17 protein-coding genes and 1 tRNA gene are annotated in these 19593 nt (G+C 65.0%); 9 read left to right on the top strand and 9 right to left on the bottom strand.

Annotated elements, in window-relative coordinates; genetic code table 11:
- Positions 1-2: 2 nt before the first annotated feature.
- The 3 genes from IVA80_RS16505 to dctP are packed head-to-tail and all read right to left on the bottom strand — an operon-like array spanning position 3 to position 2931.
- Positions 3-1361: a TRAP transporter large permease gene (locus IVA80_RS16505; RefSeq protein ID WP_247431990.1), complete on the bottom strand. Its 1359-nt coding sequence runs from the start codon at positions 1359-1361 to the stop codon at positions 3-5.
- The gene (locus IVA80_RS16500; RefSeq protein WP_247431985.1) at positions 1358-1912 is read right to left on the bottom strand and encodes a TRAP transporter small permease; all 555 of its coding nucleotides are present in this window, start codon (positions 1910-1912) and stop codon (positions 1358-1360) included. Before IVA80_RS16500 ends, IVA80_RS16505 begins: the two co-directional genes overlap by 4 nt.
- Positions 1909-2931, bottom strand: coding sequence for a TRAP transporter substrate-binding protein DctP (gene dctP, locus IVA80_RS16495; RefSeq protein ID WP_247431982.1), 1023 nt, complete (start codon positions 2929-2931; stop codon positions 1909-1911). The genes IVA80_RS16500 and dctP overlap by 4 nt, the downstream gene beginning before the upstream one ends.
- Before the next feature lie 307 nt (positions 2932-3238).
- Here dctP and IVA80_RS16490 point away from each other — a divergent pair, with 307 nt between their 5' ends.
- On the top strand, positions 3239-3487 hold the full coding sequence (locus IVA80_RS16490) for a pentapeptide MXKDX repeat protein (protein ID WP_247431979.1): 249 nt from the start codon (positions 3239-3241) through the stop codon (positions 3485-3487).
- A gap of 124 nt (positions 3488-3611) precedes the next feature.
- On the opposite strand, the gene IVA80_RS16485 is transcribed toward IVA80_RS16490, so the two are convergent.
- A complete protein-coding gene (locus tag IVA80_RS16485; RefSeq protein WP_247431976.1) occupies positions 3612-3959 on the bottom strand; it encodes a DUF6481 family protein in 348 nt (115 codons plus the stop codon).
- A 268-nt stretch (positions 3960-4227) separates the two neighbouring features.
- On the opposite strand from IVA80_RS16485, the gene IVA80_RS16480 reads away from it, so the two are divergent.
- The 3 genes from IVA80_RS16480 (at position 4228) to IVA80_RS16470 (ending at position 5733) form a co-directional block, all read left to right on the top strand.
- Positions 4228-4455, top strand: coding sequence for a hypothetical protein (locus IVA80_RS16480; protein WP_247431973.1), 228 nt, complete (start codon positions 4228-4230; stop codon positions 4453-4455).
- Positions 4456-4531: 76 nt separating this feature from the next.
- Positions 4532-4768, top strand: coding sequence for a DUF2273 domain-containing protein (locus IVA80_RS16475; protein ID WP_247431970.1), 237 nt, complete (start codon positions 4532-4534; stop codon positions 4766-4768).
- A 173-nt stretch (positions 4769-4941) separates the two neighbouring features.
- Positions 4942-5733, top strand: a complete 792-nt coding sequence (locus tag IVA80_RS16470) for a hypothetical protein (RefSeq protein WP_247431968.1) — start codon at positions 4942-4944, stop codon at positions 5731-5733.
- 100 nt (positions 5734-5833) lie between these two features.
- Here IVA80_RS16470 and IVA80_RS16465 read toward each other — a convergent pair whose 3' ends face one another.
- The 4 genes from IVA80_RS16465 to IVA80_RS16450 form a co-directional block, all read right to left on the bottom strand.
- Positions 5834-5992: a hypothetical protein gene (locus IVA80_RS16465; protein WP_247431965.1), complete on the bottom strand. Its 159-nt coding sequence runs from the start codon at positions 5990-5992 to the stop codon at positions 5834-5836.
- 84 nt (positions 5993-6076) lie between these two features.
- Entirely contained in the window at positions 6077-6484 is a 408-nt protein-coding gene (locus tag IVA80_RS16460) for a hypothetical protein (RefSeq protein ID WP_247431962.1), read from the bottom strand.
- 166 nt (positions 6485-6650) lie between these two features.
- Entirely contained in the window at positions 6651-6809 is a 159-nt protein-coding gene (locus tag IVA80_RS16455) for a hypothetical protein (RefSeq protein WP_247431960.1), read from the bottom strand.
- A 21-nt stretch (positions 6810-6830) separates the two neighbouring features.
- Complete coding sequence (locus IVA80_RS16450; RefSeq protein ID WP_247431957.1) at positions 6831-7055, bottom strand: hypothetical protein; 225 nt, start codon at positions 7053-7055, stop codon at positions 6831-6833.
- 401 nt (positions 7056-7456) lie between these two features.
- Here IVA80_RS16450 and IVA80_RS16445 point away from each other — a divergent pair, with 401 nt between their 5' ends.
- Positions 7457-8761, top strand: a complete 1305-nt coding sequence (locus IVA80_RS16445; RefSeq protein WP_247431954.1) for a hypothetical protein — start codon at positions 7457-7459, stop codon at positions 8759-8761.
- 262 nt (positions 8762-9023) lie between these two features.
- Positions 9024-9791 carry an outer membrane protein gene (locus tag IVA80_RS16440; RefSeq protein ID WP_247431951.1) on the top strand — a complete coding sequence of 256 codons (768 nt, stop codon included), beginning with the start codon at positions 9024-9026 and terminating at the stop codon, positions 9789-9791.
- A gap of 162 nt (positions 9792-9953) precedes the next feature.
- Here the strand turns inward: IVA80_RS16440 and IVA80_RS16435 are convergent.
- Positions 9954-10030: transfer RNA gene (locus tag IVA80_RS16435), tRNA-Arg, on the bottom strand.
- Positions 10031-10390: 360 nt separating this feature from the next.
- On the opposite strand from IVA80_RS16435, the gene IVA80_RS16430 reads away from it, so the two are divergent.
- Genes IVA80_RS16430 through IVA80_RS16420 form a run of 3 tightly spaced genes read left to right on the top strand, consistent with a single transcriptional unit; the run spans position 10391 to position 19592 of the window.
- On the top strand, positions 10391-15595 hold the full coding sequence (locus IVA80_RS16430) for an alpha-2-macroglobulin (protein WP_247431948.1): 5205 nt from the start codon (positions 10391-10393) through the stop codon (positions 15593-15595).
- An 11-nt stretch (positions 15596-15606) separates the two neighbouring features.
- The gene (pbpC, locus tag IVA80_RS16425; protein ID WP_247431945.1) at positions 15607-17799 is read left to right on the top strand and encodes a penicillin-binding protein 1C; all 2193 of its coding nucleotides are present in this window, start codon (positions 15607-15609) and stop codon (positions 17797-17799) included.
- A 50-nt stretch (positions 17800-17849) separates the two neighbouring features.
- On the top strand, positions 17850-19592 hold the full coding sequence (locus IVA80_RS16420; protein ID WP_247431942.1) for a glycosyltransferase family 39 protein: 1743 nt from the start codon (positions 17850-17852) through the stop codon (positions 19590-19592).
- The last annotated feature ends 1 nt before the right edge of the window (position 19593 follow it).

The following is a 19593-nucleotide window of genomic DNA, read 5'->3' as shown; positions in this document are numbered from 1 at the left end:
CATCACCTGCTCCCGTCCGGCCCCATCACCAGGTCCGGCAACGCAGTCGAGATCCCCGGCACGAAGCAGAGCAGCAGCACTGCGGCCATCATCAAGAGCACGAAGGGCAGGGTGCCCCAGATCACCTCGCGCAAGGGGATATCAGGCGCGACGTTGCGGATGACGAAGATGTTGAGGCCAACCGGTGGATGGATCAGCCCCATCTCCATCACGATGGTCATGACCACGCCGAACCAGATGATGTCGAAATTGGCGGCGCGGAGCGGCGGCAGGATGATCGGGGCGGTCATCAGAATGATCGAGACCGGCGGCAGGAAGAAGCCGAGCACGACCACCATGACGAGGATCGCGAACAACAAGCCCCAGCGCGGCAGATGCATCGCGACGACGGATTCGGCTGCGGATTGCGAGATGTGCAGATAGCTCATCACGTAGGAATAGAGCAGCGACATGCCGATGATCATCATCAGCATGGTCGATTCCCGGATCGTCGATTTCATGATGGGCGCGAGATCGCTCGGGCGCCACACGCTGTAGATCGCCGCGATCAGCGCCAGTGCCAGAAGGCCGCCGAGGCCGGCGGTCTCCGACGGCGTGGCGTAGCCGCCATAGAGCGCGATCATGACGCCGGTCAGCAGCAGCACGAACGGGATCACGCGCGGCAGCACGCTGAAGCGTTCGGCGAGCGTGTATTCGTCGCGGGCGAGGATCGCAGCCTCAGGCCCGCCGTTCTTGTAGATCGCCTCGGCCGCGGCATATTCCTGACGGAACCGGATCACGGCATAGGCGCCGAACAGCGAGACCAGCAACAGACCGGGGCCGATGCCGGCGAGGAAGAGCCGGCCGAGCGATTTTTCGGCGGCAACCGCAAACAGGATCATGGTGATCGAGGGCGGCAGCAGAATGCCGAGCGTGCCGCCGGCGCCGATGATGCCGGCGGCAAAACCGCCGGAATAGCCGCGCTTGCGCATCTCGGGGATGCCGGCCGATCCGATCGCCGAGCAGGTCGCGGGCGAGGAGCCCGCCATCGCCGCGAACAGCGCGCAGGCGAACACGTTGGCGACGCCGAGGCCGCCGGGCACGCGATGCAGCCAAGCATGCAGCGCCGAATAGAGATCCTGGCCGGCGCGCGATTTGCCGATCGCCGCGCCCTTGAGGATGAAGAGCGGGATCGACAGCAGCGTGATCGAGGCCATCTCCTCGTAGACGTTCTGCGTCACCGTATCCAGCGAAGCGGCGGGCATGTAGATGCCCATGAACACGACCGCGACCGCGCCAAGCGCGAACGCGATCGGCATGCCTGAAAACATGATGATCAGCGTCGCGATTCCGTAGGCGAGCCCGATACCGAAAACGCTCATGGCCGCTTGGCTCCTGCGAAAGGCAGCACAAGCTGCACGATGATCTGGACGCAGAGCAGGCTCATCCCGAACGCCATCAGCGAATAGGGAATGGCAAGCGGCGGCGACCACATCGAGTTGGAGACCTGGCCGTCGACATAGGCTTCATGGGCCAGCGTCCAGGATTTCCAGGTGAAGAAAGCGCAGAACAAAAGCGTCGCGGCATCGACCAGCCAGAGCCTGATCCGGTTCGCGAGCGGCGACAGCAGGCCGACAAAGGCCTCGATGCCGATATGGCCACGGTTCTGCTGCACATAGGCCGCCGTCATGAAGGTGGCGCCGACCAAGAGGAATACGGCGGCCTCGTCCTGCCAGTAATTGGCGGCCTTGAACAGCGCGCGGCTGAGCACGCTGTAGCTCAGGATCGCGCAGGCCGCGATCAGCGCGATCGCTGCGAACACGACGATGATGTTATTGAGGACGGCGAGACCGCGATCGATCGCCGCCGCAAGGCCGGTCCTTGCGGCAGCGTTTGACTGGCCGTCACGATCCGGAAGCGGACCGTGGCTCATGCGGCGACGTCGGAGGCGAGCTTGAGCAGGTTCGCCGAGGTCGCGGTCTTGGCGCCGTAGTCCTTCCACGCGGTGTCGCGGGCGATGTCGCGCCATTTGCCGACGGTGGCCGCATCGAGCGCCGAGACCTTGGCGCCGGCCTTCTCATAGACCTTGGTGACCTCGACGTCGTCATCCTGCGCGCCCTTGCGGCCGAAGGCTTCGAGCTCGGTGCCGACCGCGAGCAGGACGTCCTGCTGGTTCTTCGGCAGCTTGTCGAAGATCGCTTTCGACATCATCAGCGGCTCGAGCATGAACCAGTAGGAGGCGCCTGCGCCCGAGGTCAGCGACTTCGCGACCTCTTCGAGCCGGAACGAGATCAGGCTGGTCGAGGAGGTGATGCCGGCATCACACGCGCCGGTCTGCATCGCCGCATAGATTTCGTTCGAGGGCACCGACAGCACCGAGGCGCCCGCGGTCTGGAGCACCATGTCCATCTCGCGCGAGCCGCCGCGCACCTTCAGGCCCTTGGCATCTTCAGGCGCGACGATCGGCTTGGAACGGCTGGCGACGCCGCCGGCCTGCCACACCCAGGTGAGCAGGATGATGCCCTTGTCGGCGAGAAAGTCCGTCAGCGCCTTGCCGACCGGCTCCTTCTTCCAGCGCATACCCTGGTCGTAGGTGGTCACGAGGCCCGGCATCAAGCCGATATTGGTCTCCGGCAATTCGCCGCCGGCGTAAGGCATCGGATAGAGGCTGATGTCGAGCGCGCCTTTGCGCATCGCGGAGAACTGCGCGTTGGTCTTGATCAGCGAGGAGTTCGGATAGATTTCCGCGGCGATGTCGCCATTGCTGCGCTTGGCGACTTCGGCGGCGAACATGCGGCAGAGCCGATCGCGGAAATCGCCCTTGTCGATGGTGCCGCCCGGGAATTGATGCGAGATCTTCAGCGTGGTCGCGGCATGCGCGGTGCCGGTGCCGAAGCGGAGAATGGCGGGTGCCGCGACGGCGGTCGCGAGCAGGTGGCGGCGCGTGAGCATGGTTTGATCCCCTTGGACAGTTCTTGTTGGGTGTTGATTTGGCGGGTCATGAGACCGGCGCTAGGCCCATCCTAGCCGGTCTTCCGCCCGATGTTCTCTCATCTGATAGTTCGAGATCGAATGCCGGGGCAAGTGCTGGCCTTGCTGCGCTGCACACTTTCGATCCAGGCGAGACTACGCCAAACGAAGGAGGCAGCCAGCGCGCAGAAATTTATCTGCGACCGCGTAACAACGCCGCGTGGCGATCCGTCGAGATTGAATAGCGGCGTCCATCGCTGCCAAACAGATATCGAAGGGAATACAAATCATGACCATTCGCACCCGCATCGTGCTCGGCGTCTCGGCTGCCGCTCTGTCGCTTGGCCTCACGCTTTCGCCGGCCGCCTTTGCCCAGGACAAGATGGGCAAGGATGACGGCATGATGAAGAAGGACACGATGTCCAAGGACGGCATGAAGAAGGATACCATGTCCAAGGACGACAGCATGAAGAAGGATACGATGTCGAAGGAGAAGGACGGGATGAAGAAGGACAACGGGATGATGAAGAAGAACTGATCTTCTGCCGTCCTCGCAGCGTTTGCGAGAGGCAGATGCGCGCGCCAAAAGTCCGGGGGCGGTCACGTGGACCGCCCCGGAGTAATGTTTCAGTCCAAATTCAATTGACCGTGACTTGCGAACGTTACTTGCGCTTGGCCTTGCGGGCGGCGTAGCGGGCGTCTCGCTTGGCCTTTTGCTCGGCCTCGGCTTCAGCCGCTTTCGCGACGGCTTCTTCGGCTTCGCGGGCGATCCGCGCGGCCTCGAGCGCCGCAGCCTCTTCTTCAAGACGCTTCTGGTCGGCCTTTTCCGCCTCGCGCGCAGCCTTTGCCTCGGCTCGCTTGGCGGCGAGGGCCTCGCGTTCCGCACGCTTGGCCACAACCGCGGGATCATCCGGCCCGGGCTGGGATTTGAATTTGTTTAAAAGGTTTTTACGTGCTTCCTGCGCCGCCTTTTGTCGGTCGGAGAAGCCTGGTTCCCTAAATCCACTCATCGAACGAACCTTGTCATCCTCGCTTTCGGTCCTACATCACTGGCTGTTGGTACGTCGGCTGGGCATAGCGGGCGCCACGCGACGCAGAAGCGTGTACATCGGCGCGCGTCGCGAAGCCACCTATAATCGCAGCCGATCAGGTAGACGAAAAATCGCCACCCCCGACGATCTCTCGTAGCCCGGAAAAACTGCCGAATTGTGATGTCCCTCATAAGGGAGCACGCGGAGCGGCGCCTAGCGTCCGCCCGATACGAGACGGAGCACGGGCATGACGATCTCAAGACTGAGCCTGAAGGCGCTGGCAATCGCCGTCGCGGCGGTAGCCGTGACCGGCGCCGCGCTGCTGCTCGCCCGTCCGCAGCCGATCGAAAGTGCCGTCCTCGGCGCGGATTGGGAATGCACCCAGACTGCGTTCGTGCTCACGACCTGCGCACCGCGGGCAACCCCCGCGGTCGAAACCTCGCGCAAGGATGCGATCCGGCCGACCCGAGGCTGAATGTGACGGATTGGACGGGATGTGACGCGACGTCGCATCGGTGATAAAGCCGGCTCACCCCTGTGGTCAGCCAGCCATGTCCGAGCCCGAGCAGAAATCCGAGTCCAACCCCGAATCGGGCGAAAAGCCCAAATCTCCTGCAAAGCCTCAATCCGGTGACAACCGTCGTGGCGCGATTGCCGGATTGATCATCGCGATCGTGATCCTCTGCGTCGGCTGGTGGCTCGCCCGCGATCTCACCTCGGCCAGCAAGATGCAGGATTGCCTGATGTCGGGACGGACCAACTGCAACGTGATCGAGCCGCCGCGCTAGAACGGCTCCGGCCGCGACCCGTCGGGCCGAAAATTGCCGTGATCTTAATCGTTTGTAACGGGACTTAGCCGACCAAAGCAGGTCAGTTATGTCACCGGCATCAGTCAGGCGCGAGGCGAATCGTCTATCGCGCAGGCATCACGGCAATCGAGAGAGCAGGGGGTCAAGCACGCATGAGTGCGTCCAGCCGCATGAAGATCATCATTCCCTTGGTTTCGGCCATGTCATTGCTCGCGCTCTCGGCGCAGGCGCAGGACTCTGGGCCGCCAAGGCACGACGGCCATCCGCCGGCAGGGACAGGCGCCGGCGCGCCGCCCCAGAACAATCAGAACATGCGCAAGGGGCCCCCGCCGCAGCAGGCCGCCCGGCCCGCGCCGCAGCCCGGCGGCCAGCCTCACGCCGGCGGCCCGGGTCATGCCGGTCCTGGCCCGCACGGGGCCGGCGGTCCGCCGCCTGGACGCAATTACGCCAGGGGTCCCGCACCGGCGCGCGACTGGGGCGGGCACGCCTATCGCGGCAATGTTGCCTGGGATGGCGGGCGCTGGCGCCATGAGGTCCACAACGGCCGCTCCGGCTGGTGGTGGGACGTTGGCGGCGTCTGGTACTATTATCCGCAGCGGATGGACGGTCCGCCGGTCTACGTCTCCGAGGATTATATCGACGACATGCCGCTGGCCTATGCCCCGGCGCCGCCTCCCGTCGCCTACGAACCGCCGCCGCCTCCGCCGCCGGCTGATCCCGGCGCAAGCGCGCTTGGCGGCGCCATCGTCGGCGGCGTGCTGGGCGGACTGATCTCGGGCAACGCCTCGGGCGCGGCCGCAGGCGCGGTGATCGGCGGCGCCACCGGCGCAATCGCCGGCGCTACGGCTGCCTCGCGCCCCGGCTACTATCTGGCCCAGGGCAACTGCTACTACCGCTATCCGAGCGGCCAGTATGTGCAGGCCGATCCTCGCGCGTGTTACTGAGGCTCCAGGTTAGATCCCAAACAAAGAGGCGGACGCAGGCCCGCCTCTTTTTGTTTGGGCAAAGCATTGTTTGTTGAAGATCTGGTGGTCGCTTCGCGCGTCATACCAGCCAGTTGAAGAACGCGATCGCGGCCCAGACCAGGCCTGCGATCCAGGCCAGCATCACGATGCCGATGGTGGCAAGAAACGTGGTGCCGACCAGGTCGGACCTTGCGCGCTGCGTCGGGACGTGAGCCTCGGCTGCTGCTTCTTGTGTCATGACAGGCCACCCATGCCTCTCGCGGCCGTGCGAGCGGTTGAGGCTCTGTTTAGCCGAGATGCCGGGCGCAGGCTGTGACGCAGTTCACAGATGCGTCTGAGTGGGTCCGGTCGACGAGAAGAACCACACCGCAATCATACGGGCGGAATTGCCATCCGCCTGTCCAATTCGGTCGGCTAGGATCGGCCCATGTGTCCCAGGTACGACCCACAGCACGAAGCCGAGGCCGCGATGAGGCGGGCCGCGGCGTCCTCCGACGGCGACGACCGGCAGAGACTGATCCAACTGGCTCTGGCCTGGCATCAACTCGCCCGCGACCGCCACGACGAGCAGACGGACTAATCGCATCCATTCGGGGCCGCGCAACCAGAGCGGCACTCTCATGGCGGGGCTCGCGTTGCCGGCTCTGCGCGACAAGGCGTTGTCTTGCTGCGCTGCGTTGACGGCCATCGCGTGCTCGCTCGGAAAAACAACATAGCGTTGAAAGCGCATGAGAAAACCCCGTGCTCGGGGGACAAGCACGGGGTTCTTCAAGCCGACCGGGGCTGGCAAGTCGGCACCACTCAGTTCGCAGGTTCAACACGCTGGTCGCGCGTTTGTTCCAATCCAGAAGCGCCAAACCCTTCGTGGCTCCAAATTGCGGCGCAGGGCACGCGCGCTATGACGGCTTCTTCCGTTTTTTCTTGAGGATTTTTGCCTGGGCCCGAAACGCAGAGGCCAGCGCCTTCATCTGGCCCGCGACAAACTCGTCGGCGGCCTCCTGGGCAGCCTTCTCCGCCACACGCGCCTGTTGCTTGAGTGACTTTACTGGCTTCATGGGCCCTCACATCGGTCTCAGCTATCTGCTCCTGCGGTCCTGTTTGGCTGGAGCCTTCTTGTCCTTCATCTCGGATTGGCCGGCGCGGCCCACGTTCATGCCGGTGGTATCCATCGAGCCCTTTGCCGTGGCCCCGTTCGTGTTCTCTGGTCTCTCCATGCCCGTTTGTGGGGCAGGACCTGTATTTTGGGCGAGAGCGGAGCCGCACATGACGGCGAATGCGGCGAGTGCGATGATCTGCTTCATGGCCGTCTCCCTTTTGCCAGACTACCTGTGCGCCGAAGAGTTGTTCCGCCCCGCATGAATTTTGACCAAATCGCGCATCTATTCTGGCCGGGTTCGCAACCAGGAACTTCCGATCTTTGCCGACGTTGGGCGGCTGCTGTCGAACACAGCGATCGATGCTTACCGGTTTCGGCTCATGCTCGTGAAACCAAACGCACGATCAATCCCGATCGCCGAAACGAGGCGTTAAGAAACGCTCGGTGTCGCTTTTCGCGATTACGATTCGTGCTTTTGGAACGAAGCGGAGTCGGACCATGAACAAACAAGAAGCCCCCGAAGGGGCCTGGTTGGTGGGGGAGCCGATCCTGGGAGCCAATGCACTCGCCAAGCGTTGAACGGCAGTCGCAATTGCCAAGATCCGCATGGAGACTATTCAGGCCTATCTGGAACGAAAGCACAGGGAAATCGGGCTGCTGAATGATTGCCTGAGAAGCCCGTTGCATTTGGCTCGTCCGCAATCGGTCGATGAGGTCGTCAAATCCAAATTCCGGATCGCCGCGGCGTTGCGCGCGGAACATGCGCTGCATGATTGGAAAGCGACGGAGACGGCCTGGTCGCATGCGGCGTGTCCCACCAGCGGTCCGTTCGCGTTCAGCTACGACTATCAGCGCGCTGATCTAAGGGTGCGCGGTCCTTCGTTCTATGAACATGAAACCGGCAGCACGAGCGAGACGATCTATACCGCCGCCGGCATGGCCGCGGTCTCGGCGCTGCTGCTCGCCTCTGCCCGGATCATCGACAATGCCGACATCCTGGTGCTGCCGGGCTCCTACGGCGAGACGCTGGAGCTGATCGAGCGCTTTTCCCCTCATTTGCGCCCTGTCACCTCCAGGCTGCCGCTGGGCGAAGCGTTAGCTCCGGCAACCTCGGCGCAGATTCTTCTGCTGGATTCGTGCACCTCTGCAGGGACGTTCGAAGCGGCTTTGCGCTGCAACGGTTCGGCGCTCGACCTGTTGATCTTCGACACGACATGTTTCGCCGGCAGATCGGGCCGCATCCGACGGGTTCTGCGCTGGGCAAAGCGATGCGGAATTCCCGTCGTCATGGTGCGAAGCCATAACAAGCTGGATTCGCTCGGCGCGGAATACGGCCGGCTCGGCTCTGCGGTTTTCGTTCGCTGGAGCGGGCAGGGCACTGAGGCAAGCTGTTCGATGGTCGAACGCCTGGCGGCAGAAACCCGTAACGCGGTGCGGCTCCTGGGCGGCGCGGCGCTGCCGGCGCACTTCCCGCCCTATGTCGGTTCTGCCGCTTATTGGGCATTAACAAAAAGGCGTGTTGCAGCCATCCTGCGCAACGGGCGCCTCGCAGCCCGGCTTTTCGCGCGCGAACTCCCCGCACTCTCGGACGAGCTCCACTTCACCCACGGCCTCTATGTCACGCTTCGCGGCAGGCATGCCTTCGACGAAGCGACCGCGCGGCAGGCCGCCGAAAACATGAGCAGCGACCTGAGCCGCGACGGCTTTCCCATTCGGCACGCCGGCAGCTTCGGCTTCGACTTCGCCGCGACCGAGTGGTTTTACAACGCGACCACGGATCAGTACAGCGTCCGGGTTGCGGTTCCTGATCTGCCGACTGAACTGTGGAATGATCTTGCCGCGGCCATTGCCCGGTGGTGGGCGAGGCGTCAGCGGGAGCATGAACGGTGCGCGCGGGTGCAAAGCCATTGATGGCGAGATCGCGCACATGAGAAGATTGCCCAACGGAAATTGAGCCCGTCCAACCGGCAGGGATACTGAGCTTGCTATGTGCAAGCTCGATATCTCGCCGGATGGGTGGAGTTCTTGCACAGTGGCGTCGGGAGCCTTGGAACGACGCCCGAGGCCTAGTCAGCCTCCGGGCGTGTTGCTCGCATGCACTAGCCAGGGTTGCGGATGATTCCGTACATCTACGGTATTGATCGGCTATTCATCCATCTCTGGAGTAAATGCTATGAAAACCAAAATTGTTGCTGGGGCAATTTTCCTGGCCTCGACGAGCCTGAGCTTCGCCGCCGACATGGCCACGAAGGCCCCCATTCTGGCGCCCGTTCCGGTCTGGAGTTGGACCGGTTTCTATCTCGGCGGTCATGTGGGAGCGGGCTGGGGTACCACGGAATCCACTTTGACCGGCCTCACTGGCGCCGGCGGCGGTATCATCCCCGGCGGCTTCCCGATCGACCAGAACAGCCGGAGCGGGTTTCTGGGGGGCGGGCAGGCCGGCTACAACTGGCAGACCGGCTGGGCTGTTCTGGGCGTCCAGGGCGACATCGCCGGAATGGACGTAAAGGGCACGACCCCATGCGTATTCATCGCCAGCTGCACCGGGAAGAGCGATTGGCTTGCAACGGTTACGGGTCGCCTTGGCGGCGTGGTGGCGGACCGCACTCTCGTCTATGTGAAGGGGGGCGCCGCGTGGCTGCATACGGACCATACGTTCAGCGCAGCTGCCGGACTCGGACCGGCCGCATTTTCGGTCAGCTCGAACAGCACGTCGTTCGGTTGGCTGATCGGCCTCGGTGCTGAATACGCGTTCGACCACAACTGGAGCGCGTTCATCGAGTACGATTACATGGACTTCGACAAGAAGAGCATCGCGTTTGATTTCTCCCCGCTGGCGGGCGTACCTGCTGTTGCGAATGTCGACATCAAGAACAAGCTGTCGATCGCGAAGGTCGGTCTGAACTACAAGTTCGGCGGCCCGGCGGTCGCGAGGTACTAAGAAGCCAAACCCAGGTCAGAAAGCCCCGCTCTTGCGGGGCTTTCTTCTTTGGAGCGTCCGCTCCATCCTGCGCCCGGAACGGACCACGAAGGCACCTGTTCGGCACGCTGCAGCCGACACCGCTCCAGTCTAGTTTAGCTGCTCGCCCCGGTTCGCCGTGACTGGCGATCCCGGCAGGAATCGAACCTGCAACCCTCAGAGTAGAAATCTGATGCTCTATCCAGTTGAGCTACGGGACCGTTTGGTGCCGGCCTCGGCTGCCGCGCGCCGGTCTTCTATCACGCCAAATATGAAAAATCCGCACGTCCGCCAAGCCTGAACCGAACCGTTTTGCCCCCGGAAGCGACAAAGCGGAGCGGCGGAGTATGTTTGGCAGGCTCTCGCGGCGCGGCGGCCGGCCGTGTCGCTCCCGGGACATGCTCTGACGGTACAGCTTTTCCTGCCGCATTCTCCTGCGGCGGTCCTCGGGCAGCTCAGGGCTTGCCTTGCCATAGCGAATGCGACGAATTGCACCTCTGGTTCCATCGCCTTGAGTCCGTCACTTTCCGCGCACTTCATCGCCCCCGCGGGCGTTCGTCCGCGATTTCCGGGAGTCCATCATGATCGGTCTAGTTCGCGCCGTCACACTCTGCGCCATGCTGGCGTTTGGCCTTGCGACGGCGCAGGCCGCCGACAAGGCGTTCAAGCGCGACGACCTTGCCGATTCCGCGATCAAGCTGGAGGCCCAGATCAAGAGCGAGGCGGGGCCGGTCGCCAAGACCAGCGCGAGCTTGCGCACCGACGCCGACGCCGCCTTTCGGCGCAATGATTTTCGCACCGGACTGTCGGTGCTCGGCCAGATCGCGGCCACCTCGCCGGAGGATACCGGCAACTGGCTGCGGCTCGCCAAAGCCATCTTCCAGATCTCGCCGAAGAGCTCGAGCGAGCAGACGTTCCTTTTGGAGCGTGCCTCGACCGCCGCCTACATCGCCTACCAGCGCGCCGGTAATCCCGGCGAGGAGGCAGATGCGCTCGCCGTGCTCGGCAAGTCGCTGGGCGAACGCAAGCTGTGGCGGCCGGCGCTGGATGCGCTGCGGCTGTCGCTCGACATGCGCGAAGTCGCCGACGTCCGCGGCCAATACGAGAAAATGCGCGACGAGCACGGCTTTCGGCTACTCGACTACACGGTGGACTCGGATTCCGCGAGCCCGCGCGCCTGCTTCCAGTTCTCGGAAGAACTGGCCAAGCGCACCGATTTCGCGCCGTTCCTGGCACTCGCGGGCCAGGACAAGCCGGCGCTGTCGGTCGAAGGCAAGCAGCTCTGCGTTGACGGGCTGAAGCATGGGGAGCGTTACAACATCAATTTGCGCGCCGGCCTGCCGTCCACCGTGAAGGAGGGCCTGCCGAAATCGGCCGAGTTCAATGTCTATGTGCGCGACCGGAAACCGTTCGTGCGCTTCACCAGCCGTGCCTATGTGCTGCCCAAGACCGGCCAGCGCGGCATTCCCGTGGTCAGCGTCAACACGCCCGCGGTCAACGTCAACGTATTCAGGATCGGCGACCGCAATCTGATCAATACGGTCGTCGACAGCGATTTCCAGAAGACGCTGTCGCGCTACCAGCTCAGCGATCTCGGCGGCGAGCGCGGGGTCAAAGTCTGGTCCGGCGAGCTCGCGACCGCGATGACGCTGAACCAGGATGTCACCACCGCATTCCCGGTCGATCAGGCGCTGGGCGAGCTCCAGCCTGGCGTCTACGTGATGACGGCCGCCGCCAAGGGGCCGGGCTCGGATGACGAGTACCAGCTCGCCACCCAATGGTTCATCGTCTCCGACCTCGGTGTAACAGCCTATTCCGGCAATGACGGCATCCACGTCTTCGTCAATTCGCTGGCTTCCACCGACCCGGTCGGCAAAGCCGAGGTGCGGCTGGTTGCCCGCAACAACGAGATCCTGGCGACCCGCAAGACCGATGACAGCGGCCATGTGCTGTTCGAGGCGGGCCTTGCGCGCGGCGAGGGCGGTCTGTCGCCGGCGATGCTCACGGTCACCGGCGAGAAGGCCGACTATGCCTTCCTCAGCCTGAAGACCTCGGCTTTCGACCTGTCCGACCGCGGCGTTTCGGGCCGGGCGGTGCCATCAGGCGCGGACGCCTTCGTCTATGCCGAGCGCGGCGTCTACCGCTCCAGCGAGACCGTCTATCTCACCGCGCTGCTCCGCGACGGGCAGGGCAACGCCGTTGCCGGCGGGCCGCTGACGCTGGTGATCGAGCGTCCCGACGGCGTCGAATTCCGCCGCGCCGTGTTGCCTGACCAGGGCGCCGGCGGCCGTATGCTGTCCGTGCCGCTCAATTCGGCCGTCCCGACCGGAACCTGGCGCGTGCGCGCCTTCACCGATCCGAAGGGCTCTTCGGTCGGCGAGACCACGTTCATGGTCGAGGATTACGTCCCTGACAGGATCGAATTCGACTTGTCTGCCAAGGACAAGCTGATCAAAGCTAATGCGCCGGTGGAGCTTAAGGCGGACGGCCATTTCCTTTATGGCGCGCCGGCTTCGGGCCTGGTGCTCGAAGGCGACATGCTGGTTGCGCCCGCGTCCGAGCGGCCGGGCTTTGCCGGCTACCAGTTCGGCGTCGCCGACGAGGAGACCACCTCGAACGAGCGCACGCCGCTGGAGAACTTGCCCGAGGCCGACGCCAATGGCGTTGCGACCTTCCCGGTCACGCTCGACAAGCAGCCAGCCTCGACGCGGCCGCAGGAGGCGCAGATCTTCGTCCGCATGGTCGAGACCGGCGGCCGCGCCGTCGAGCGCAAGATCGTGCTGCCGGTCGCGCCTGCTGCCGCCATGATCGGCATCAAGCCGCTATTCGGGGACAAGAACGTCGCCGAGGGCGACAAGGCCGAGTTCGATGTCGTGTTCGTCTCGCCCGAGGGCCAGACACTTCGCCGCGACGGCCTGCGCTACGAACTCCTGAAGATGGAGTCGCGCTACCAGTGGTACCGCCAGAGCAATTACTGGGAGTACGAGCCGGTCAAATCGACCTCGCGCGTCGCCGACGGTGATGTGACTGTTACGGGCGACAAGCCGTCGCGGATTTCGCTCACCCCGCAGCCCGGCCGCTACCGGCTGGATGTGAAGTCGAACGATGCCGACGGTCCGGTGACCTCGGTGCAGTTCGACGTCGGCTGGTATTCCGACGGCAGCGCCGACACGCCGGACCTGCTTGAGACCTCGATCGACAAGCCGCAATACGCCTCCGGCGACACCATGACCGTGTCGGTCAATGTCCGCAGCGCCGGCAAGCTCACCGTCAACGTGCTCGGCGACCGCCTGCTGACGACGCAGACCATCGACGTCAAGGAAGGTACCGCGCAGGTGAGGCTGCCGGTCGGCAAGGACTGGGGCACCGGCGCCTACATCGTGGCGACGCTGCGCCGGCCGCTCGATGCGGCTGCGCAACGCATGCCCGGCCGGGCGATCGGCCTGAAATGGTTCGGCATCGACAAGCAGACCCGCACGCTGCAGGTCAAGCTGACGCCGCCGGCCCTGATCCGGCCGAATGCGATGTTGAAGATCCCGGTCAAGCTCGACGGGCTCAATCCGGGCGAGGACGCCAAGGTCGTGATATCAGCGGTCGACGTCGGCATCCTCAACCTGACCAACTACAAGCCGCCGGCGCCAGACGACTATTATCTCGGCCAGCGCCGCCTGAGCGCAGAGATCCGCGATCTCTATGGGCAGCTCATCGACGGCATGTCGGGCACCCGCGGTCAGATCAAGTCCGGCGGCGATGCCGGTGCTGGCGAATTGCAGGGCTCGCCGCCCGCGCAAAAGCCGCTCGCGCTCTATTCGGGCATCGTCACGGTCGCCGCCGACGGCACCGCCGAAGTGAGCTTCGATATCCCCGAATTCGCCGGCACCGCGCGCGTGATGGCAGTGGCGTGGACCGCGACCAAGCTCGGCCGCGCCAACACGGATGTCGTGATCCGCGATCCCGTGGTGCTGACCACCACCTTGCCGCGCTTCCTGCTCAATGGCGACCACGGCACGGTCAATCTCGAGATCGACAATGTCGAGGGCCAGGCCGGCGACTACGTCATCAACGTGAAAACGGGCGGGCCGGTCAAGATGACCGGCAATCCCGCGACCACGGTCAAGCTCGCCGCCAAGCAGCGCAATTCGTTCTCGCTCGCGCTCGACGCGACCGCGGCGGGCCAGGCGACGCTCGACGTCGACATCAAGGGACCGAACGGCCTTGCGCTGTCGCGCCACTATGCGCTCGACGTCAAGGCGGCGACGCAGGTGCTGGCACGGCGTTCGATCCGGACGTTGGCGAAGGGCGAGAGCCTGACGCTGACCTCGGACATGTTCTCCGACCTTGTGCCGGGCACCGGCAGCGTCTCGGTCTCGGCGAGCCTCTCGACCGCGCTCGACGCCGCGACCATCCTCAAGGCGCTCGATCGCTATCCCTATGGCTGCTCGGAACAGATCACGAGCCGCGCGCTGCCGCTGCTCTATGTCAATGACCTCGCGGCCGGCGCGCATCTGGCCATGGACACCGAGGTCGACCAGCGCATCCGCGATGCGATCGAGCGGCTGCTGGCACGCCAAGGCTCCAACGGCTCGTTCGGCCTGTGGTCGGCCGGCGGGGACGATGCCTGGCTCGACGCCTATGTGACGGACTTCCTCACCCGCGCCCGCGAAAAGGGCTTTGTGGTGCCGGACGTGCTGTTCAAAAACGCGCTCGACCGTATCCGCAATTCGGTCGTGAACGGCAACGAGCCGGAGAAGGACGGCGGCCGCGATCTTGCTTACGGTCTCTACGTGCTCGCCCGTAACGGTGCAGCGCCGATCGGCGATCTCCGCTATCTCGCCGACACCAAATTGAGCAACCTCGCAACGCCGATTGCGAAGTCGCAGCTTGCCGCGGCGCTCGCGCTGGTCGGCGACCGCAACCGCGCTGAACGCGTCTACGGTGCCGCGCTCGACAGCCTCGCGCCGAAGCCGGTACTGGAGTTCGGCCGCACCGATTACGGCTCGCAGCTCCGCGATGCCGCCGCGCTGGTCTCGCTCGCCAGCGAAGGCAACGCGCCGAAGGCGACGCTGACGCAGGCGGTGTTGCGAGTCGAGACCGCGCGCGGTCTGACGCCCTACACCTCCACGCAGGAGAATGCGTGGCTGGTCCTGGCGGCGCGCGCGCTCGCCAGGGAGAACCTGTCCATGGAAGTCGACGGCCAGCCGGTCAAGACCGCGCTCTACCGCAGCTACAAGGCTGTGACGCTGGAGGGCAAGCCGCTGAAGATCACCAACACCGGCGACGCGCCGGTGCAGGCCGTGGTCTCGGTGTCGGGCTCGCCGGTCACGCCGGAGCCGGCTGCATCGCATGGCTTCAGCATCGAGCGGACCTACTTCACGCTCGATGGCAAGCCAGCCGACATCAGCAAGGTCAAGCAGAACCAGCGTTTCGCCGTGGTGCTGAAGATCACCGAGGCCAAGCCCGAGTACGGCCACATCATGGTGTCCGACTATCTGCCCGCGGGCCTGGAGATCGACAATCCAAAACTGGTGTCGTCGGGCGACAGCGGCACGCTGGACTGGATCGAGAACGGCGAGGAGCCTGAAGATGCCGAGTTCCGCGATGACCGGTTCACGGCGGCGGTCGATCGCGCCTCGGACTCTCAGTCGGTCTTCACCGTCGCCTATGTCGTACGCGCAGTCTCGCCGGGCAAATACGTGCTGCCGCAGGCCTATGTCGAGGACATGTACAATCCCTCGCGGTATGGTCGCACGGGGACAGGGAACGTCGAGGTGTGGGCGGTGAAGTGAGCGATAATTGGATGAACGAAGCTGAGCCTCATACTCAGTCGTCGTGCCCGGGCGTGTCCCGGGCATCCACGGCCTTTGGTGCGGCTGGCAAGGACGTGGATGGCCGGGTCAAGCCCGGCCAGGACGGAGCAAGGGGCGGGGGCCATCGTGTTCTCTCTGCCGCCGCGCTCACCTTCATCCTTGGCATCGGCGCCTTCGTCGCCTGGGTCTACGCTCTCGGCCCGCTGCCGCTCGACGAGGCGCGCCAGGTCTCCACCACCATCGTGGATCGCAACGGCAAGCTGCTGCGCGCCTATGCGATGGCCGATGGCCTCTGGCGGTTGCCGGTCGATGCCAAGGCCAACGTCGATCCGACCTATCTCAAACTGCTGCTCGCCTATGAGGACCAGCGCTTCTACGCGCATAACGGTCTCGACCCGCTCGCGCTGGGGCGCGCTGCGTTGCAGCTTGGGACGCGCGGCCACATCGTCTCGGGCGGCTCGACCATCAGCATGCAGCTTGCGCGCTTGATGGAGCCGCGGCGGCAGCGCTCGCTCTATGCAAAGCTGCGCCAGATCGTACGCGCGATCGAGATCGAACGCAGCCTCAGCAAGGACGAGATCCTCAATCTGTACCTCGCGCTGGCGCCTTATGGCGGCAACCTCGAAGGCATCCGCTCAGCCTCGATCGCGTATCTCGGCAAGGAGCCGAAGCGGCTGTCGCTGGCCGAGGCTGCGCTGCTGGTGGCGCTGCCGCAATCGCCGGAAACGCGCCGGCTCGATCGTTATCCCGAAGCGGCGCGCAAGGCGCGCGACCGCGTGCTCGACCGCATGGTCGAGGAGCATCAGGTCAGCCTCGAAGATGCGAAGCAGGCGAAAGCCGTTCCCGTACCGAAATTGCGCAAGCCAATGCCGATCCTGGCGCCGCATGCCTCCGACACCGCGCTTTCGACGGTCAAGGACACGCTGGTCATCAAGCTGACGCTCGATGCCAATCTCCAGAAGGTGCTGGAGCCGCTGGCGCGCGACCGCGCCACTGCGCTCGGACCAAATATCTCGGTCGGCATCATCGTGGTCGACAATGAGAGCGGCGACGTGCTCGCCCGCGTCGGCTCAGCCGATTATTTCGACGAGAGGCGGGCCGGGCAGGTCGACATGACTCGCGCCGTCCGCTCGCCGGGCTCGACGCTGAAACCCTTCATCTACGGGCTGGCTTTCGAGGACGGCTTCGTCCACCCCGACAGTTTGATCGAGGACCGCCCTGTCCGCTTCGGCTCCTATGCGCCGGAAAATTTCGACATGACGTTCCAGGGCACTGTGCCGGTGAAGAAGGCGCTGCAGATGTCGCTGAACGTGCCGGCGATCGTGCTGCTCGACCGCGTCGGCGCGAGCCGGCTGGCATCGCGGCTGCGGCAGGCCGGCGGCAATCTGGTTTTGCCCAAGGACGAAGCGCCGGGGCTCGCCATGGGCCTCGGCGGCGTCGGTGTGACGCTCCAGGAGCTCACCCAGCTCTATACGGGTTTCGCCCGGCTCGGCACCACCAGGCCGTTGCGCGACCTCATGACTGATAGGGACGACCGCGAACCGCTGCGGCTGCTGGACCAGGTCGCGGCCTGGCAGGTCGGCAACGTGCTTCTGGGCACGCCGCCGCCCGAAAATGCCGCCCACAACCGCATCGCCTTCAAGACCGGCACCTCCTACGGCTATCGCGACGCCTGGTCGGTCGGCTTCGACGGGCGCATGACGATCGGGGTCTGGGTCGGCCGGCCCGACGGCGCGCCGGTTCCCGGGCTGATCGGTCGCGTCGCCGCCGCGCCGATCCTGTTCGACTCCTTCGCTCGCACGGGCAAGACGCTTGCCCCGTTGCCGAAGCCACCCAAGGGAACCCTGGTCGCCAGCAACGCCAAATTGCCGTTGCCACTGAGACGGTTCCGCCCGGCGGGGGAGCTTGTGCGGACCGGCGGTGAGCAGGCGCTGCATATCCAGTTTCCGCTGAACGGCTCGCGGATTGACGTCGATCGTTCCAGCGGCGAGGGGAGCGCCGCCATGCCGGTGAAGGTTGCCGGCGGCGTTCTGCCCATGACCGTCATGGTTAATGGAACGTCGCTCGGCGAGATCGACGGACGCCGCCAGCGCCTGATTGATCCGCCCGGTCCCGGCTTTGCCCGGCTGACCGTCATCGATGCCACTGGCGCCGCGGACACAGTTGTCATTCGAATTCAATGACCTTGCCTCAAGCGGTTGTCGCGATGGCGGTTTCAGCGTAAGCGGAACCAATGGCCGAGACCTACCCAACTCCCCGTTTCGGAGCGCCGCGCGAGCCGAAAGCGCCCGTGAATCCGGGCAGCCGGCTCGTGCTCATGCTCGACTATGTCACGGCCAGCCATGCCCGTGCGGTTGCCTTCCTGCTGCTGTGCGCGCTGCTGCTGTTCCTGCCGGGCTTCTTCACCATCCCGCCGGTTGACCGCGACGAGGCGCGCTTTGCTCAGGCCACCAAGCAGATGGTCGAGAGCGGCGACTTTATCGACATCCGCTTCCAGGAGGACGTCCGCTACAAGAAGCCGGTCGGCATCTACTGGTTGCAGTCGGCCGCCGTCGAAACCGCCACGGCGCTTGGGCTGCCGCGGGCCGAATTGCGCATCTGGGTCTACCGGTTGCCGTCGCTGATCGGTGCGACCGGCGCCGTGCTCATGACCTATTGGGCCGCGCTCGGCTTCGTCACGCGGCGCGCCGCCGTGCTGGCGGCCCTCTTGATGTCCGCTTCAGTGCTGCTCGGCGTCGAAGCGCGGCTCGCCAAGACCGATGCAATGCTGCTGTTCTGCGTGGTCGCCGCGATGGGCGCGATGGCGCGGGCCTATCTGTCCTGGCAGCGCGCGGAGGACGAGACGCATCCGCCGTGGAGTTGGCCCGCGATCTTCTGGACCGCGCTCGCGGTCGGCATCCTGATCAAGGGCCCCCTGATCCTGATGTTCGCCGGACTGACCATCGTCGCGCTCGCGATCCAGGACCGCGATGCCTCGTGGCTGTGGAAGCTGCGTCCGCTCTGGGGCCTGATGTGGGTGCTGGTGCTGGTGCTGCCCTGGTTCGTCGCGATCTTCTGGCGCGCCGGCGATGCCTTCTTCGCCGATTCCGTCGGCGGCGACATGCTGAGCAAGTTAGCGGCCCAGGAATCCCATGGCGCGCCGCCCGGACTGTATCTGGCTCTGTTCTGGATCACGTTCTGGCCGGGCGCGCCGCTGGCGGCGATGGCGGCGCCTGCGGTGTGGCGGGCGCGGCGCGAGCCCGGGGCGCAGTTCCTGCTGGCCTGGCTGGTCCCGTCCTGGATCGTGTTCGAGGCGGTGCTGACCAAGCTGCCGCATTACGTGCTGCCGCTGTACCCGGCGATCGCGATCCTGACCGTCGGCGCGCTGGAGCGGCGCGTGCTGTCGCGATCCTGGCTGATGCGCGGCTCGGCCTGGTGGTTCGCGATCCCCGTGGCCGCCTCGATCATCGCCGTCGTCGGCGCGGTGATGCTGACGCGGCAGCCGGCCTTTGTCGCCTGGCCGTTCATCGCAGCCGCGCTGATCTTCGGCCTGTTCGCCTGGTGGCTCTACGACAACAACCGCGCCGAGCGTTCGGTGCTCAACGCGCTGGTCGCGGCCCTGATGCTGGCGGTCGTGGTCTACGGCATCGTGCTGCCGTCGCTGACCCCGCTGTTTCCGAGCATCGAGGTTGCGCGCGCGCTTCGCAACGTCACCTGCGTCGGGCCGAAGGCGGCTGCTGCCGGCTATCACGAGCCGAGCCTCGTCTTCCTCACGGGCACCCAGACGCTGCTCACCGACGGCTCGGGCGCGGCCGATTTCCTGCGGCAAGGGAGCTGCCGTTTTGCGCTGATCGAGCAGCGCTCGGAACGCAGCTTCGTGCAGCGCGCCGAGGCGACCGGGCTGCGTTACAAGATCGGCGCGCGCATCGACGGCTACAATTTCTCGCAAGGGCGTGCGATCTCGATCTCGATCTTCCGCTCCGAAGGCACCGAGTAGG

Origin of the sequence: Bradyrhizobium sp. 139 (genome assembly GCF_023074175.1) — a bacterium.
Lineage (GTDB): Bacteria > Pseudomonadota > Alphaproteobacteria > Rhizobiales > Xanthobacteraceae > Bradyrhizobium.
Note: the sequence above shows the minus strand (reverse complement) of the source record. Positions and strands in the feature narration are given on the sequence as shown.